Genomic DNA, 16,134 nt, shown 5'->3' on the forward strand with positions numbered 1-16,134 from the left:
AGCCCGTAGCGAGGATTACAGAGAATCCGGGATAAAAATTCCTTTAACTGAAGTTAATAGCGGTTCTATTGGCCGAATAAAACGGAATTTAGAACAACACAGTCTTCAGTGTCTGCTTTTTCCAAGGGTAATGTGACAAATTCAACCGCCAGGGACTCCCGGCAATCCGAGCCCATACCAATATGAGCGCAAACCCACTCCTCGTTTATAAAAATACTCAATAGCCAAGCCAGCAACGTTTTGAGTAGGGCGAATAGTATTTTTCAATACCATCGTACACTTTCTGGCTGTAATACAGTATCTCTTTACAAGTCACCAGGTGACTCAATGCACTATGGGTTAACTGCTCTGCAATGGAGGACAGTTCACCCGATTTAATGTTATTGAGATGAAAACAAGGAGAAGAATCAAGAACATCTTCAATACCTTGGTAATAACGTGAGATTTTGGCAATGGGTGATCTTAAAAAAATCATTTGATCTTCTGTGATGTCAGTAAAAATCTTGCCAGATGTGTTTTGATAAATATACTCACTCATTACTTGCTTTAAATTAGCGATAATCATCGGTGCTATTTTGTCAGTGAGCATTTTTGCTGAAGAGATCGCCTCTCCGGTCAAAAAACCTCCCCTGGGATTTTCAATAACATTTCGTGTATAAACGACACTCTTCCCTTGATTCATAAGAATTAACTCTTGTTGAATTATATTATTCAAACCATCTGACGATTTTTGGCTGATATCAAAGGACCAATTCATATATTCACTGGTAATGCCTTTTGATTTTAACCAATCAGCATGATCAGAATACCCGGCTTTGAGACACTTGTTACCTTGAGAAAAAGCCATACTCAGTTCATCTTCATCGTATGGTAACCCTAAACGGTCAGCCTCATCCCGAATGATATCCTCATGGAGTGGGAATATTCTTGCCAAATATGGCAGGGTTTGGCCACTGCTTTCTTCATGAAAGAAAGCTTCAAGATCAATCAGCCCTATCCTGCCTTGTTTTAAGCCATTCTCTTTTACTGAATAAAGAGGTAGATTTTCATATTTTGGATAATACCTGACACCGTCTAAATATCTAAATTTGAGGGAAAAGGGAATGCCAGTCAGTATATTTTGCATAAAAAATTTAGATGAAAGTCTCACCATTTCCCGGACTGGCTCATCAAATAATTCCGGTTCTGATAAGTAACAACGTAAATTATGATAGATGTCAATATTTATTGGTAATCTCTCTTCTACCAGAAAGTCATTGCAGGCAATCGCTTTTGGAACCACCAGGTGTGAACATTCCAATTGACTAAGCACCTCCCTGACTTTCTGCTTTTGATCTAACCTGGCTTGTGCATTTATTTTATTAATGTGTTTTAACACTATTTGCGGACAGGATTCAGGAAGATAAACAGGTTTAGTGCCACCTTCAGCTTTCGGTATATCTTTCACAGTACTCTTGTCACACAATATTTTTATTTCTGCCAGAAAAGATTCAGAGAAAAGATCTTCATAACAAATGTCGTTTTGTGTGCATGTTTGAACAATGTCGTCGGGAGTATCAACGGATGGGTTATCTTCAGTGGCCGTATCTGTTGAAGAAACACTACCACAGTCTTCAGTGTCTGCTGTTTCCGAGGGGGATGCGACAAATTCAACCGCCAGGGACTCCCGGGCAATGGATTGTTGAATATGCCTTACAGCAACAGCCCCGATACTATTAACAGCTGCAGTAATGACCCAGGGCTCGTTTTGTAATGAACGTCCAACGTACCGCAGGACATTGCCATCAAGCTCCAAAGCCATGCCGACCAGTTCTGGATCATTGCGACAGGCATCACTGGCAAACTGGAGCGCCGACGGATTTTGTTGCAGGGCAAGTTTGACTACTTCCGGATTATTTCTGAGCCGTTCACTGGCAAACTCCAGCGCCATACCGTAATTTTGTACTGCCAGCCTGACCAGATCTTCATTGTCCCGTAAGTCCCAGCTGGCATACTCAAGTGCCAAACCATTATGTTGCACGGCTAGCCGGACAGTAGGCTTATGACCACGCAGCGTGCAACTGGCAAACTCGAGCAGTATACCGTTACCTTGCACCGCCAGCTGCGCCAATGCTTCATCATCTCTTAGTCCATGACTGGCGTATTCAAAGCTATTGGGGTCTATTGACACGGCAATGGTTAATAATTCCTTATTGCCACGCTGTACCTCATCAAGATAAGCGCGAATAGTTTGTTTAGAATCATGATGATGAACAGCCAGTCGAAGGTAATAGGGGGCCTGTTTAAATGGCTCAGCAGCAAACTTCAAGGCATAGGCCGTATTTTTCAGCGCTGCGGAAACAATGATCGGATCAGCCCTTAATCGTTCACTGGCGTATTTCAGGGCAGAGCCATTATTTCTGACGGCTGCCAGTACAATCTCTTTATCATCCCTGAGTTCTTCACTGGCAAATTCCAGAACTCTCCCCATCTTCCCGACAGCTTCTTTGACTAATGCTTTATCCGCTTGAAATTCAGGTCCGGCAAATTTCAATGCCAAGGGTTCATAGCCAACCGCCGTATACACGACCTCCTGATCGTGCTTCCAATCCGACAAATATTTCAGATTATCCTCACAAGATTCTTGTGACACCATCGCTAAGGCCAGTTTTCGATAAAGAGGATCGTTCTTAAGCAGGTTTATCCTGCAAGCGTTGCGGTATATTGGGTAGAAAACGTCTTTTGCTCGCTCTATGGCCAACAGAACAAGCTCTTTATAAAATTCGGGATTCTGTTCCAGATATGCGGTGATAGCGTCAGAGGAAAGAGCAGATGCTTTGTTTTCAACCGCTGTGGTTAACAACTGACGGAAAAGCACAGGATTTGACCTCAGTTCTGCCCCGATTAGAGCAATCAAGCCTTCAGGATCTACTGCATTTGCCAACGCATAATTCATCATTTCCAAATCGTTTCTAAAGGATTCCGGCGCTTTGGCAATGACTTCGGGATGGCTTTTGATGGCAGCAAAAACAACGGCTCGCCGGTTGCGGATTTCAGGAGCAAGGTGTTCGAGGATGTGGCCATTTTGGGACACCAGACGCAGGGCCATTGTCTCGTCAGCTAACCAGTTAACAGATTGCTCAACCAGAGGCTTGGCTTTGCCTGGATCAGAAAGTAACCAATGCCAAAGTAATGTATTTCTGTCTGTTTCCGGTTGATCTTCCAGCAAGGCTTCAATTTCACTGGTGCAAGTGGAAGGGTGGGAAAAGATCAGTGCCGCTTCAACCAGGTGGCGGATTGTCCTATCGTGGGTGCAGCGGCTAATCAGTGATTCTCTCTCCTTGTAAGCAAAGCACCAGTAAATATGCTCCAGGGCGAATTGATTGGTCGCAGAGAAAGCAGGATTATTCAGCCGTTCCCTGATCGCGGCCATATTCCATTGTGTCTGACTTTCATCCAGATTTAATGACTCCAAAAAAAAGTCCACATTGGCCAACTTTTTTAATACACTCAGAATGTCCACAAACATCCGCTGCAGATCTTTTCTGGCAGGAAGGTGAGTGAATTCAAAAAGGACCTGACCTGTCTGTTCATTGAAATGGACTTCCGGGGCATCAAAACCGTTATTTTTCTGATATTGAGACAGTGTTTGCGTCAAAAAACACACTCGCTGCAACTTTGCACGTCGGAGTTCTTTCGATGGCCCGGTCAATGGCTCCGAATAACACAACCGAAAGGTCCGTTGTTTGCCACTGTCGGCCTGTTCCAACAGATCGATGGTACAGGCATGAGCCTGGAGCTGGATCGATAACCGGGTACACTCTGGCATGTTGAGAACGGTCGCGCTGTCGGCAGAAAATTGTCTGAGTGCGTCATAGCAGGTGCTGTCGAATAATGGCGCTTCCTGAGACGTTGAAAAGTCAATAATATGAAAACAGTCATAATGTGCTCCAGAAAACTTGGTGGTAAACAGTCTGCTCACGGTACCCTGCCCGGAAGCGGTGGCCACGGGCCAGAGCCTGGCAATAAAACATTTGTGCAACCATAGAATCAGTTCATGGACACTCTCGATGCGCTGTACAGAATTGACCGACTCAAGCCGTTGCAGGAGGTCTTTCAGTAACTGACAACTGGCCCGCCATTGTTGAAAATCCGAACCCGAGGCAGGTAACTCCCCTTCAGACAGGAATGGCCTGGTGACATCGGCCAGTGTTTGTTCAACCTTTGCCTGCAGCAACGCCAGTTGCTGATCAAGCGCTGTTATCTCCTCACGATATGACTGCTCCAGTTTCGGATCTGCGGCTGCGCCCAGCATTAAAAACTTCGTAGCCGGAGAGAAAAGCCCGGGTCTCTTGCATAAAGTTGCCGATCTCCCGGACACAGCCTTGCAAAATCGCCCGTCGTTCGGGGTGCATGCTCAGTTGGACTGCGCCGTTTTTCGACAAACAGAGATTGACCAGTCGTTCCGCTCCGAGAAAGTTCAGCAGCCTGGAATTTTGCTCGCTCAGCCACGAGAACCAGCGTGCGACACAGGGTTCTTTTTCCGGCAGCGCAGGTTGCCATGCCTGCAGGGTCGCCAACGCAGTTTGATAATCGGGGCTGGCAGAGCCGCCACTCAGACCCAGCAATTCCTGCTCCCGATCACCCGACAACAAAAAACCACCGGACTGCTGCTGAAACTGGCCACACACCAGTGTGACCTGCTCAGGGGAATCACCATCAGGCCACCATTGGGGCTGGTCCACCAACAGGCAGGGTATGGCTGCCTGTCGCAAGCTGATGGATATATGGTCGTTACGAGCGCCTTTTTTCAGCACCACCCCTTGGATTTTCAGCACCACCCCTTGGATTTTCGCCAGCACCTCAGGCGCCAGCAGCCAGTCACCGCCATGATCACAAAACAGGACGACGTTGTCAGGCAGACAGCTGTCGTGATGGACGATCGGTGGCCAGCGCCAACCCTGAGCCACAACCGTCACTGACCGGGGTTCCCTGATCCAGATAGCGGGAAGGAGAGGCGATGGAAAACTGGCTGCCGCCGGGCAGACGGGTAATCGGGCGCACCTGCAGAAACCAGACCCGGTTATCCTGATCAATGGCAAATTCAAAATCCACCGGCGACATCAGCGCATCTTCCAGTTTTTTCCCTCCCTGAACCAGACTGTCCAGAGTGTCTTTGCCAAGGGGCAGCGCTTCAGTGTTACCGTCAAAGGTGGTCCACTCTTCAACATAGCCACCCTGTTCATTGGCGCGCAACACGAATCCACCATCAGGACTTCCGGGGTTGAAGACCGCCTCCCACTGCTTGCCGTTACGCTTGATCTCATAACATGGGGGTGATACCGTGTTGCCGGACACCACCGCCTTGGGTTGCCCCGGTCCATACTCAATCACTAACGTGCTGTCCTCAATGCCACGATAACTCATGGCCACCCACCACACGGCATGGAATGCACTGTTGCAGAATGATTGACATGCCTTGAGTGGCCTGTTGGGAAAACACAGCAGGACGGTAGGCCGAAGCGAGTACCTGAAGACAGGTGGCTACAATATCTGCCTGGCCATGCACCACTGATTCGTACTTGCCGGCCTGGGCGTTACCAAACGAGTCCTCAGCCACGCCGGAGCTGCGCACGATAACCGGGCTATCGGGTGGTGTCAGGCCGGTGCGCAAATCCTCATAAACCGTGCGCAGGGTGTCGGCAATGGGAAGTGCCCGTATTTGCTGATAACAATCCGGCCCGGCAACAAATGAATAGAGTGCTTCAAGCCAACGCTGCTGTTGTTCCGATGGGTCCATTCTGGCTATCCACCGTTTCATGGCCGCCAGACTGGCTGTTTCATCGGGAAACTCATGGCCATCCTTCAGCGTCGCCAGTAATGGGCGGACATCAAGCTGAACATTTTCAAGCGCCTGCACGGTGTCCGTCTTAATGCAGCGAAACGGCGGAACGGGTAATCCTGCGTTCTGCATCAGGGTCAGGAACATCCCTTTCCCACCCAACCCTTCCCGGCTTGGGATATTTTGGGAATGGACGTCCAACTGCGATTCGCTACAGCGTCTGATTTTTAATGGTATTGCATTGATTTTTCGGTCGGCACAGCCAAGCGTTACCGTCGCATTGCTCTCGGTAGCCTGGCACTTTCTTTTTAAAGAAAAAGCTTGGATATCTGGAACGCCGGATACCGGAGTGTCAGGATTGGCGATGCCAGCAGCTCCGGTGTCAGGCAAACGGGTGGAACAAGAGCCTGGGTCGCAGAGGCTATTAACATCTGGCTGTGTACTCAACATGATTGCAATCCCTGTATTTAGTTCTTTATCCCAACGGCTAAACCTCTGGAAGATAGTTTTTCGATAAATCTTGCACCTCACCCTCAGATTCGAAAGAATGAAACGCATCCCTTGCATCGGGGGCCGATTGCTTCAGGTAACTGATACAATCAGTGATGGGGTGATATTACCGAGTGGGTTGGTAAGTGCGGTATTCGCTAATACCTGGCAGACAAAATGACCATTGGGCTGTGAATAGTCATTGGAAACATAACCTGCAGCGCCTGGCTGAATAGTACACATGTAAACAATCCCTTTTATCTGGTAATTCCGTTTCATCTCTAATATTTGATGGTGTAATCCGGGAAAAGTTCCTCCCGGCATTGTTGTAGTCAGTCACCTGTGCAGATAGCCATAGGTCTGTGCACGCTTATTGGACTTGGTAATTGACCATGAAACCCATTCGTCTCCTTGATAATCGACTGGCTAACCAGATTGCCGCCGGCGAGGTGGTGGAACGCCCTGCGTCTGTAGTGAAGGAACTGCTGGAAAACAGCATTGATGCCGGGGCCGGGCGCCTGACGGTTGAGGTGGAAAACGGAGGTGTTAAATTGATCCGTATCCGCGATGATGGCCACGGTATACCTCAGGAGGAGTTAGCCCTGGCGCTCTCCCGTCACGCGACCAGTAAGATATCCGAACTGGAAGATTTGGAAGGTGTCGCCACCCTTGGATTTCGTGGCGAGGCCCTTGCCTCCATCAGCTCGGTTTCCAGACTGACCCTGACGTCGAATGTTGCAGAGCAGGAGTCCGGCTGGCAAGCCAGGGTGGAAGGCCGGGATATGGAAGCGCAGGTGATGCCCGCACCGCACCCGGTGGGGACCACCATCGAAGTCAAAGACCTGTTCTTTAATACACCGGCCCGGCGCAAATTTCTCCGTACCGAAAAAACCGAGTTTTCTCACCTTGAAGAGGTGGTTAAGCGCCTGGCCCTGTCCCGCTTTGATGTGGGCTTTACCCTGCGCCATAACCAGCGCAGTGTCCATCAGCTTCGTCCAGCGGTGACACAGGCGGAAAAAGATCGCCGGGTCGCTGCACTTTGCAGCCCTAAATTTATTGAACATGCGGTCATTATTGATGTTGCGGCCTCTGGCCTGAAACTGTATGGCTGGGTGGGGCTGCCCACTTTCTCCAGGGCCAGTGCTGACCTGCAATATTTCTTTGTGAACGGCCGGGTTATTCGGGATAAACTGGTGGCTCACGCCGTTCGTCAGGCTTACCGTGATGTACTCTACAGTGGGCGTCATCCGACATTTGTTCTCTACCTTGAATTAGATCCGGCCATGGTGGATGTCAATGTTCATCCCACCAAGCATGAAGTCCGTTTCCGTGATGGCCGAACGGTCCATAACTTTCTGTTCAGCACATTAAATCGTGCCCTGGGCGAAGTTCGCCCGGAAGATCAGTTGCCTCCCACGGTATTGACCAGTCCGCCTCAACCCCGGGCATCGGGTGTTGATGCCGGTGAGTTTCAGGGGCAGGAAACCATTCACCTCTCTGCGGCTCCTGCATCTTCCGGTACCGGTTACTCTGCCAGTGAACGCTCAGGCGGTGGTGGCAGCTATGATTGTCGTCCTGCTTTATCAGAAGTACCTTCTTCCGGGCAGGTTAAGCGACAGATAGAAGCCTATAGTCAGTTATATGCCACCGCTGCTGAGCCATTGAATGCAAGCCAGGCCAGGGCGGTGGGTGATGATGCTGTACAGGAATCCGGTGTAGCATTTTTAGCGACGGTGCCTGCTCAGCCGTTGCCGGAAAACGATGCTCTGGCACCGCCTTTGGGCTATGCCATTGCCCAGCTGAAAGGGATCTATATTCTTGCTGAAAATGACCAGGGGATGATTCTGGTGGACATGCACGCGGCTCATGAGCGGATTACCTATGAGCGCATGAAGCAGTCCTATCAGGAGCAGGGGATTCGAGCTCAACCACTATTGGTACCTAAATCCGTATCGGTCAGTGAGCGTGAGGCAGACTGCGCAGAGGAAAACAGTGAGTACTTTTCCCGTTTGGGCCTGACGCTGGAACGGATGGGGCCGGAAACCCTGCTGGTACGCCAGATACCCGTAATGCTGCAAAATGCCGATGTTGATAAATTGTTGAGGGATGTACTGTCCGATTTGATGCAACACGGTACCAGCGACCGGATTGAAGCTCATATCAATGAAATCCTGGCCACCATGGCTTGTCATGGCTCGGTGCGAGCGAACCGAAAGCTATCCATTGAAGAGATGAATGCCCTGCTCCGGGATATGGAACAGACGGAGCGCAGTGGACAATGCAACCATGGTCGTCCAACCTGGACCATGCTCACCATGGACCAATTGGATAAGTTGTTTTTGCGAGGGCGTTAGATGGGGTGGGGGTATCAATCTCCATAGTCTGAACATAGTCTCAAGATGTTTGATCATGTGATTCAACTGATCCTGTGCGGGCGGAAAAAAAGTCTGCAGAGGATGACGATTTCAGGGTATTGGCGTATGATGCGTGCACAAGAGGCTGGTTCATGGCGTTATTGGTTTGGTCGCTTTATATCACCATAAATCAGCATTCTTTTCTCGTATTTGTATATTGAAACTCTCATACAACCATTTATTCATCAACACTTGATAACATTTCTTTCCGCGCTTGCAGAATACTCTTTTATTGATATACATTGAAGGTTTAAGTGCTTAAACGTTGTAACGCTGTAACTTTACTAACCTTGAAACATTGCCCTTCAGGCCATTCCCAACCATAACGCCATCAGTCGGGTGACTTCTGTCAGTTCTTGTTGACTCAGTGAGCCGATGGTTTTGCCGATGTTGTCGGCTTTTATCGTGGTGATTTTATCGATCATCACCTGGGAGGTTTTGTTGAGTCCGTTGTCTTTACTTTCAAACAGGGTGTAGCGGAATAGGGGTACATCCCTCAACTCTCCTGTGATTGGCAGGATAGTTATCGAAGGGTGATCCGGAAACAGGTTGGACTGGATGATTAAGGCAGGCCTTGGTTTGCCATAGTCTCCCTTGATTGAGACGGTAACGATGTCGCCCCGCTTCATGCCCAGCCCTCATCGTCGCTGGTTTGTTCAATCCAGTCCATGGTGTCACGTTCCAGTTTATCAGATTTGAGCATGGCTGATTGTCGCTGACACTCCAGATCGAAGCCCTTGACCCGCGTATCTGGAACCCAAATCTGCAAAGGGCGCAAACCGGCCTGACGCAGTGCTTCTCTGTGGCTTTCTACACGTTCCCTTGTGGTTTTTGGTTGGCTGGCATTGGTAGACATAACGCCTCCTTGGCTAAGTTTTCAATAATGTTGATTGCGTTACATGTAACGTAGCAAGCGGGGTATTAATGTCAAGTTGATGCGAAAATCACGGGAGATTTTGTTCAAGCGTTGAAGATTAAAGCGTTTCAACGCTGTAACACTTTAAGGCTCAAGGCTTTCCAGAAACTGCTGCGGTGTCATTACCGGCAGGTTTTGTGTTTTATAGTCTTTTATGTTGCGGGTAATGAGCAGGCTGGCGCCACTACTTTGTGCGGTGAAGTATTGAATACCGTCTTTAAAGTCTGTGAACGTGGAGTGCAGGGCGGTTTCCAGACTTGGCTTCAGAGGTGGACATTACCCTGAGCAGGCTTTTGAGTGTTTGCAGTGCTTCCCGTGCCGCCTTCTGGCCTTTGATTTTTCGGAGAATATAAAAGACATTGGCAAACACCAGCACCGATGTTGCACCATAATATTCACCAATATTCACCGGCCTGGATTTGGGAAAAAATAGCGGCACTTTGTTGAAACCAGGGCTCCCGCCTAGCCCCGCCTGGCCAGTAAGTCCAGCACAATATCGGTATCCAGAAACAGGGTTGGGGTCATTGGTATGTGTCCTGCAGAAAATCGCTATAGCCTTTGGCATCTTCCAGCTCTTTTTCGCTAATAATTCCTGCCAGCTCGGCGACTGCACCCGTGAGTGGTGGTGCCTGAGAAGTTTCTGTACGGGGTAAGCTTTTCAAATAATTCTCCACCAGCTTTGACAAGCTTTTCTGCTGCTTTGCGGCGTAGGCTTTAGCTTGCCTTACCACTTCAGGATCAACCGTCAGGGTTAATTTGTTCATTTTGTCACCCTCACTACAATACGTATCATTTTTTCAAATTAGTACGTATTAAAACCATTGGTAAGGTGAAAATCACTACGTGATTTTGTTTAAACACTCAATGTTGCAACGCTTAAACGCTGTAACGCTGTAACGCTGTAACGCTGTAACGCTGTAACGCTGTAACGCTGTAACGCTGTAACGCTGTAACGCTGTAACTTTCTTACAGAGATTTTATGTTAAGAAGTGGTGTTACGCTGGCGCCTCTTGATCTTCGCACCGGTATTGTCGGCTCAGCTACCCCCAAGTTTGCTAAAACACTCGCTTGGAAATACAGCCAGATGCCCGCTCCTGCTGTTAAAGAAGACTCTGCAACCAACCATCAAAGGACTCTGTCTAACTCGTATATCAAGCATTTATCCGACAGGGTAGGTGCATTAATTGAAGACCAGAAAGACATCTAATATGACTTGCCGTTCCTGCCAGAACCTGTCGAAATCATTGCCATAGGTCTGGATGGCACCTGCATGTTGCTCTGTGAACACGGCTGGAGAGAAGCGATGTGTGGAACCCTGAGTTTTTACTCGGCCAATGGTGATCGATTGCACACCATTTATACCGCCAGCTCACCTGAATATGGCAAGCAAAGCTTTATGAGCAAACTGGACGAGGAGATTGCAAAACTAAAACGCCTTTACCCACAAACGACTTATGTGGGTGCGCTGATGGGGCTAAAGAAAACTGGCGCTATCTGACGAAGCATACCTCTGCTCAGATACTCGATTTTTATTTGAGTATAATCGGGTTAGCAGCGGGATCGAGAAATAATATTTGATAACTATGTGAAAATCACCGGTGATTTTGGCAATGTTTAATCATCAATGCCAGCAACATGCCAGCATTGGTGCTGGCAGTTATTACATATCGATATGCAGCCCGGCGGTGAGTCCTTTAATGGTGTCTGAATGCCCGCCAGCGTTATCGGTCTCCATTTCATAATGGCGATAACCGGCCTGAAGATAGATGGCAGAGAGCAACTGGAAACGGGCACCGGCACTGATGTCTGTTACAGTGGCATCGGCGTTTTTGGCATAGTTCAGTTTGCTGTAGTAAGAAATCTGGCTGCCCGGGAACCATTCGGCATCGGCAACCGCCATGGGCAGGGTTTCGTTGTAATGACGACTGCCACTGATATTGTGCAGGCCTGCGCCCAGGTCCATGGAGACCAGGTCGTTATCCAGGATTTCGTAGTAGCCATAGGCATCGACATTGTTCAGGCTGTCGGCTTCACCCTCGCCTTCAACAGTGATGGCTCGCAGGGCAACGTTGGGCACCAGAGGGACCGGGTGTTCGATTTGCACATAGGCAGAGCCCGCTTTTCCGTGGTCTTTGGTGTGCCAGTAATCGACTCCGGCCTTTGCGCCAATAATATCTGCCTGGGTGAGTGTACTGGAGAGTAAGAGCAAGGATAAACTGATTGTTTTTTTCATTAGGGTGAGATTCGCTTTGTGTCGGTAAAATAGAAGTCAACATGCACTGTACAGCGCATTCTCCGGTGTGTATTTAGGGTTTTACCGAAGCGGTGCTGGTTGAAAGTCAGCGTATGTGTTGCGGGTGATCATCGCTCAGGCAATTGAACCGGATTTTGTCAGGTTCATCAGTGATGAAACTCATTGCCCTGAGAATTTCCTGATTGGGTGATTCGGTCCGATCTGTTACCGTCTCTTACTTTCATTTTTAAAGGTTGGCAGTATAAATCTTGAAGCACTTTCTTTGCTTTTCTTCCGGTGTTGCCCGGTCTCTGCGGCTGATATCGTTACTTTGTGCGCTGGGACTGGAATAAATCCTGGCTGGAAGATTCTGACACCTGGCGTTTAACCGGTTATTCCGATCTGGCCATCACCAGATGCAGTATGAGGTGTCTGCCGGGTGGTTCCACTACTTGAGACACTATGAATGTATTGCAAGGCAGTTTGAATGTATTCAATAAGGTCGGCTCTTTCACTCCTTGGTGGTAAATGTCTGGTCCCACTGAAGTTGTTTTCAGACTCCAGAATATTAGCAGCTGTTTTAAGAATCCTGCTATAAGAAGCATTTTTCTTAAATGTTAATTTACCACTATTTTTTCTGTAACTATTGATGGTTTTTAACAGTTCGAAGTACTCAGCTTCTATTTTGTCTTCTTCGCTTTGCTCATACCAATTGCTGACTACCTTGGCCACCTCCGGATTGACATGTTCCAATGGGTTATCTGGCTCATATGGCAGGCTTCTTAAATAGCCTAACCGCAATATGTGCATCGTTATTTCTGATATGGAGCCGTCAATGGCATCTGCAGCAATGATGAAAACATGTGCGGGAGTAATCCAGGGTAGATTCAAATTATATATCCCCAAAATATTCTGTGTCTTACGGATTAACGTCATCATCACTTTAGAGTGCCGATCAAACTCAGGAGCTTGCCAATTAAAATCAACCTGGTCGTTCGCGCCTGAAACTTTAATTGCTGGTGCGGTGATTCTCAGCTGTGATTCTTCGCTGGTTTTTCTGTTCCCTGGGCAATCCATGCCTTGTTGCAACGTGTCTGAACTGACCGACGGTGGTTGGCTTATGGAAGTATTCATGGGTAATGGGTTGGGTCGATTACCCGAACTTGACCAGACGGTAGTCGTATGAGTGGTTGCAGATTGCTTTGGTATTGGTGACTGCAAGGGGTATAAAGGGGTTGTCGCAAGATGTTGTTCAAGCTGATTTATATGGCTTGCAGGGTATAAGTTTTTATCGGTAAAGGTAGCTTGATCGCTGATATTAGTCATGGTGTATGGGGAATGTTTTGTGCGCTGAAATGCCCCAAATTCTGCGTGTCGGTTCCAATCCGGGTGGTGTGGACGCTTCCGTGGGGGAGCATGGGGAGCACTCTGTACAAAGCTTTCTGATTTTACCAGTGCAGGTGCCCCGGATTGGCTGTCACACAACTTACTCAGAAATTCAGTGATTTCTTCATCTTGCCGATCTGCCATGGATTTTAACAGCGGTTGATGCCATTGCATCGGTTCCGGATAACGGCTTCCATCGGTGCTGGAAAAAGGATTTGTGGATGGATTGCCGTTGACCTGATGGGCTTGTACGGGGATGTAAGGCATGCTGGCTGGCGTCAGGGGGATGTACCTGCCCTGGTGGATTGTTTGATACTGGGAGGCCTGCCAATTGGCACCGGAAAAATCCCAATTCAACATGGGCGTCGTGGGGAACGTTGGCTGTTGTTGTGGCTGCTTATTAAAGTACGGCTGGTGTGTATAGTTGGTACTGATTCTGGCGAGCGGTAACGGGGTGGTTGCTGGTTGGTCTGAATGAAAATGATGCTGATTGGATTTCAGCCCCTGTGTACCCATGGTTCTGGTGATGTTAATCCGTTTATGTTTAAAGACCTCATCCGGATTGGGGTCGTTGATAGCAGATTGACCGTAAGCGGTCTGTTGTGGTGTGGCGCCTGTTGGATAATAAACATTACCTGTATGGTGAAAAGAGCCTGGAGTCATAAAGTAAACCAACTTTAATGATTTAAGGAACGGTAAGGAAAATTACTGGACAATCACTCAGAGCTGATTTAGTTCATCCTGTGAAGTAAAAGTTCCCGATTTATATTTTTTTTCTAACGTCAGTAGCAAAAGCCCTCAACAAACACTGGCTACCGCATTGTTTGAGGGCTAGCCCGGATATATGAAATATCCGGGCTAGAGTTTAATTTGGAATCACCAACACCTGACCAACACGAATATTATTGGCACTGGATAACCGGTTAGCACGCTTCAGATCATTCATACTGATATCAAACTGGTCAGCAATCTCTGACAGCGTATCCCCGGGCTTGATCACGTACCGTGATGGCCGGGTGTTAAGGGTGCCATCCTGCTTCCACTTGGCAATCAGCGTGTCCGGTGGCGGCTTGTTATAAAACCAGCTTTTCGCACCATTGAAAATGGCTGTCGCCATCGCTTTCTGGTGGCTGTGGCTCTTCAGTTTTCTGGCCTCTTCCGGATTGGTGATAAATCCAGTTTCTACCAGGATGGATGGAATGTCCGGAGATTTGAGTACCACAAAACCTGCCTGCTCCACCTGTTTTTTATGAAGCCGGTTAATTCCCCCCATATTGGCCAGAACTTTATTACCCACTTCCAGACTGGACGATAACGTTGAGGTCATGGACAGATCCAGCAGAACGCCCGCCAGAATATCATCCTTATCTCCCAGGGAAATACCATCTTCACCGCCAATCTGATCCGATGCGTTCTCTTTCTGGGCCAGCCAGCGAGCAGTTTCCGATGTGGCACCACTGCGTGACAGGGCATAGACAGACGCCCCTTTGGCACGACGATCTTTAAAGCCATCCGCATGAATGGAGATAAACAGATCGGCGTTATTATCCCGGGCTATCTTGGTACGACGACGCAGATCAATATAATAATCACCTGTGCGAACCAGAACGGGCCGAAACCCCTTTTCTCTACCCAACAGGGCTGCCAGCTCTTTCGCTATCGCCAGGGTTACATGTTTCTCATAGCCGCCACCGTAGGCAATGGCCCCGGGATCCTCCCCACCGTGACCGGCATCTATCGCCACCACAATATCCCGATGACCAGCGGGCTTGGGTTTTATCACTGGCTTTGGTTTTCTGCTCTCATCATCAAACAGGTCAACGACCAGACGGTGGCCATACGTCGCATTGGGTTTAAGCAGAAAACTGTCGCTGGACACTTTTTCACTCAGGTCCAGCACGATACGCAGGTCATTCTGATTACGAGCACCATGGCGGATATTTTGAATTGGCGTATCCTTCAGCTGCAGGCTACTGAATGAGCCGCTGAGCCGGGCACCATCAACATCAATAACCAGTCGACTGGGGTTATTCAGATGGAATTTGTTGTGCTCAACCGCATCGGAAACATCAAACACCAGCCGTGTTTTATCCGGTGACCGCCAGAGCCTGACATTTTTAATCAGCTTATAGACCGCTTCGGCAACCTGGGCTTTCAGGGCTGAAAGGCCCACTGCCAGGATACCCAGCTGCTTTATGAAACGACGTCTACCATTCGAAAATACCGGGGCAGCCTCATTTGCAGAGGGGGCTTTTTTACGGGTAAGTGTTGCTGCCCATGGTTTTATGTCAAGCATGTTCAGACCCCGGCGAACAATCCCTGTTCTCTGACTCATCCGCCCCCCTTAAGCACTTTCAAGGTGTCCAGCGCTCTCATCCCTGTTTCAGTACCTGCGACAATCGTCGCTTTCCTTCCGGGCAAATCACTCTTGTCAGCACTCTTTTCGGCACTTTTGTCAGCATTCCTGTCAAAAAAATGATAGGCAAAGGTAATGTCCAGATCAGCTTCTGGCAGTTCCCCCTGTCCGCGAGATGGCCACTCAACCAGACAAAGCGCTGCTTCACTGAAATAGTCGCGGCCACCAATAAACTCTAACTCTTCAGGGTCGGCCAGGCGATAAAGGTCAAAGTGGTAAACCCTGTGGTGATTGACTTCGTAAGGCTCTACCAGAGTATAGGTTGGGCTTTTTACAGCACCCTGATGACCAAGATGCCGCAGGACGCCCCGGCAGAACGTGGTCTTACCCGCGCCAAGATCACCATGCAGAAAAACAATTCCCCGGTCACCCAGGGCTTCTGCCAGATGACCCCCCAGCGCCACCATGGCGTCTTCATTTTCTATCAGCAGTTCGTATCTGCCTTGCATAAGCCTTTCC

15 protein-coding genes are annotated in these 16,134 nt (G+C 48.7%); 3 read left to right on the top strand and 12 right to left on the bottom strand.

Going from position 1 to position 16,134, the window contains the following annotated elements; genetic code table 11:
- Positions 1-217 precede the first annotated feature (217 nt).
- The 4 genes from MJO57_RS02975 to MJO57_RS32650 are packed head-to-tail and all read right to left on the bottom strand — an operon-like array spanning position 218 to position 6,388.
- Positions 218-4,294 (bottom strand): DUF4116 domain-containing protein, encoded by a 4,077-nt coding sequence (locus MJO57_RS02975; protein WP_252022862.1) that lies wholly within the window; start codon positions 4,292-4,294, stop codon positions 218-220.
- A complete protein-coding gene (locus tag MJO57_RS02980) occupies positions 4,248-4,841 on the bottom strand; it encodes a hypothetical protein (RefSeq protein WP_252022865.1) in 594 nt (197 codons plus the stop codon). Before MJO57_RS02980 ends, MJO57_RS02975 begins: the two co-directional genes overlap by 47 nt.
- A 52-nt stretch (positions 4,842-4,893) precedes the next feature.
- The gene (locus tag MJO57_RS02985) at positions 4,894-5,406 is read right to left on the bottom strand and encodes a PEP/pyruvate-binding domain-containing protein (RefSeq protein WP_252022876.1); all 513 of its coding nucleotides are present in this window, start codon (positions 5,404-5,406) and stop codon (positions 4,894-4,896) included.
- Complete coding sequence (locus MJO57_RS32650; RefSeq protein WP_371924761.1) at positions 5,387-6,388, bottom strand: PEP/pyruvate-binding domain-containing protein; 1,002 nt, start codon at positions 6,386-6,388, stop codon at positions 5,387-5,389. The genes MJO57_RS02985 and MJO57_RS32650 overlap by 20 nt, the downstream gene beginning before the upstream one ends.
- 314 nt (positions 6,389-6,702) lie before the next feature.
- Between MJO57_RS32650 and mutL the strand changes: the two genes are divergently transcribed.
- Positions 6,703-8,664 (top strand): DNA mismatch repair endonuclease MutL, encoded by a 1,962-nt coding sequence (gene mutL / locus MJO57_RS02995; RefSeq protein ID WP_252022879.1) that lies wholly within the window; start codon positions 6,703-6,705, stop codon positions 8,662-8,664.
- 365 nt (positions 8,665-9,029) lie between these two features.
- Here mutL and MJO57_RS03000 read toward each other — a convergent pair whose 3' ends face one another.
- From MJO57_RS03000 to MJO57_RS03015, 4 genes are all read right to left on the bottom strand, one after another.
- The gene (locus MJO57_RS03000) at positions 9,030-9,353 is read right to left on the bottom strand and encodes a type II toxin-antitoxin system PemK/MazF family toxin (RefSeq protein ID WP_252022881.1); all 324 of its coding nucleotides are present in this window, start codon (positions 9,351-9,353) and stop codon (positions 9,030-9,032) included.
- The gene (locus MJO57_RS03005) at positions 9,350-9,580 is read right to left on the bottom strand and encodes an antitoxin MazE family protein (RefSeq protein ID WP_252022884.1); all 231 of its coding nucleotides are present in this window, start codon (positions 9,578-9,580) and stop codon (positions 9,350-9,352) included. The genes MJO57_RS03000 and MJO57_RS03005 overlap by 4 nt, the downstream gene beginning before the upstream one ends.
- 277 nt (positions 9,581-9,857) lie before the next feature.
- Positions 9,858-10,049: a hypothetical protein gene (locus tag MJO57_RS03010; RefSeq protein ID WP_252022885.1), complete on the bottom strand. Its 192-nt coding sequence runs from the start codon at positions 10,047-10,049 to the stop codon at positions 9,858-9,860.
- Between the two features lie 112 nt (positions 10,050-10,161).
- A complete protein-coding gene (locus MJO57_RS03015; protein ID WP_252022887.1) occupies positions 10,162-10,404 on the bottom strand; it encodes a DUF6364 family protein in 243 nt (80 codons plus the stop codon).
- Between the two features lie 215 nt (positions 10,405-10,619).
- Between MJO57_RS03015 and MJO57_RS03020 the strand changes: the two genes are divergently transcribed.
- The gene (locus tag MJO57_RS03020) at positions 10,620-10,847 is read left to right on the top strand and encodes a hypothetical protein (RefSeq protein WP_252022889.1); all 228 of its coding nucleotides are present in this window, start codon (positions 10,620-10,622) and stop codon (positions 10,845-10,847) included.
- A 6-nt stretch (positions 10,848-10,853) separates the two neighbouring features.
- The gene (locus tag MJO57_RS03025; RefSeq protein ID WP_252022891.1) at positions 10,854-11,138 is read left to right on the top strand and encodes a hypothetical protein; all 285 of its coding nucleotides are present in this window, start codon (positions 10,854-10,856) and stop codon (positions 11,136-11,138) included.
- 162 nt (positions 11,139-11,300) lie between these two features.
- On the opposite strand, the gene MJO57_RS03030 is transcribed toward MJO57_RS03025, so the two are convergent.
- The 4 genes from MJO57_RS03030 to tsaE all read right to left on the bottom strand — a co-directional run bounded on the left by MJO57_RS03030 (position 11,301) and on the right by tsaE (position 16,124).
- On the bottom strand, positions 11,301-11,873 hold the full coding sequence (locus MJO57_RS03030) for a TIGR04219 family outer membrane beta-barrel protein (RefSeq protein WP_252022893.1): 573 nt from the start codon (positions 11,871-11,873) through the stop codon (positions 11,301-11,303).
- A 384-nt stretch (positions 11,874-12,257) separates the two neighbouring features.
- A complete protein-coding gene (locus MJO57_RS03035) occupies positions 12,258-13,922 on the bottom strand; it encodes a hypothetical protein (RefSeq protein WP_252022895.1) in 1,665 nt (554 codons plus the stop codon).
- Positions 13,923-14,124: 202 nt separating this feature from the next.
- Positions 14,125-15,594, bottom strand: coding sequence for an N-acetylmuramoyl-L-alanine amidase (locus tag MJO57_RS03040; RefSeq protein ID WP_252022897.1), 1,470 nt, complete (start codon positions 15,592-15,594; stop codon positions 14,125-14,127).
- Entirely contained in the window at positions 15,591-16,124 is a 534-nt protein-coding gene (gene tsaE, locus MJO57_RS03045; RefSeq protein WP_252022906.1) for a tRNA (adenosine(37)-N6)-threonylcarbamoyltransferase complex ATPase subunit type 1 TsaE, read from the bottom strand. The genes MJO57_RS03040 and tsaE overlap by 4 nt, the downstream gene beginning before the upstream one ends.
- Positions 16,125-16,134 lie beyond the last annotated feature (10 nt).

This window comes from Endozoicomonas sp. SCSIO W0465 (genome assembly GCF_023716865.1).
GTDB lineage: Bacteria > Pseudomonadota > Gammaproteobacteria > Pseudomonadales > Endozoicomonadaceae > Endozoicomonas.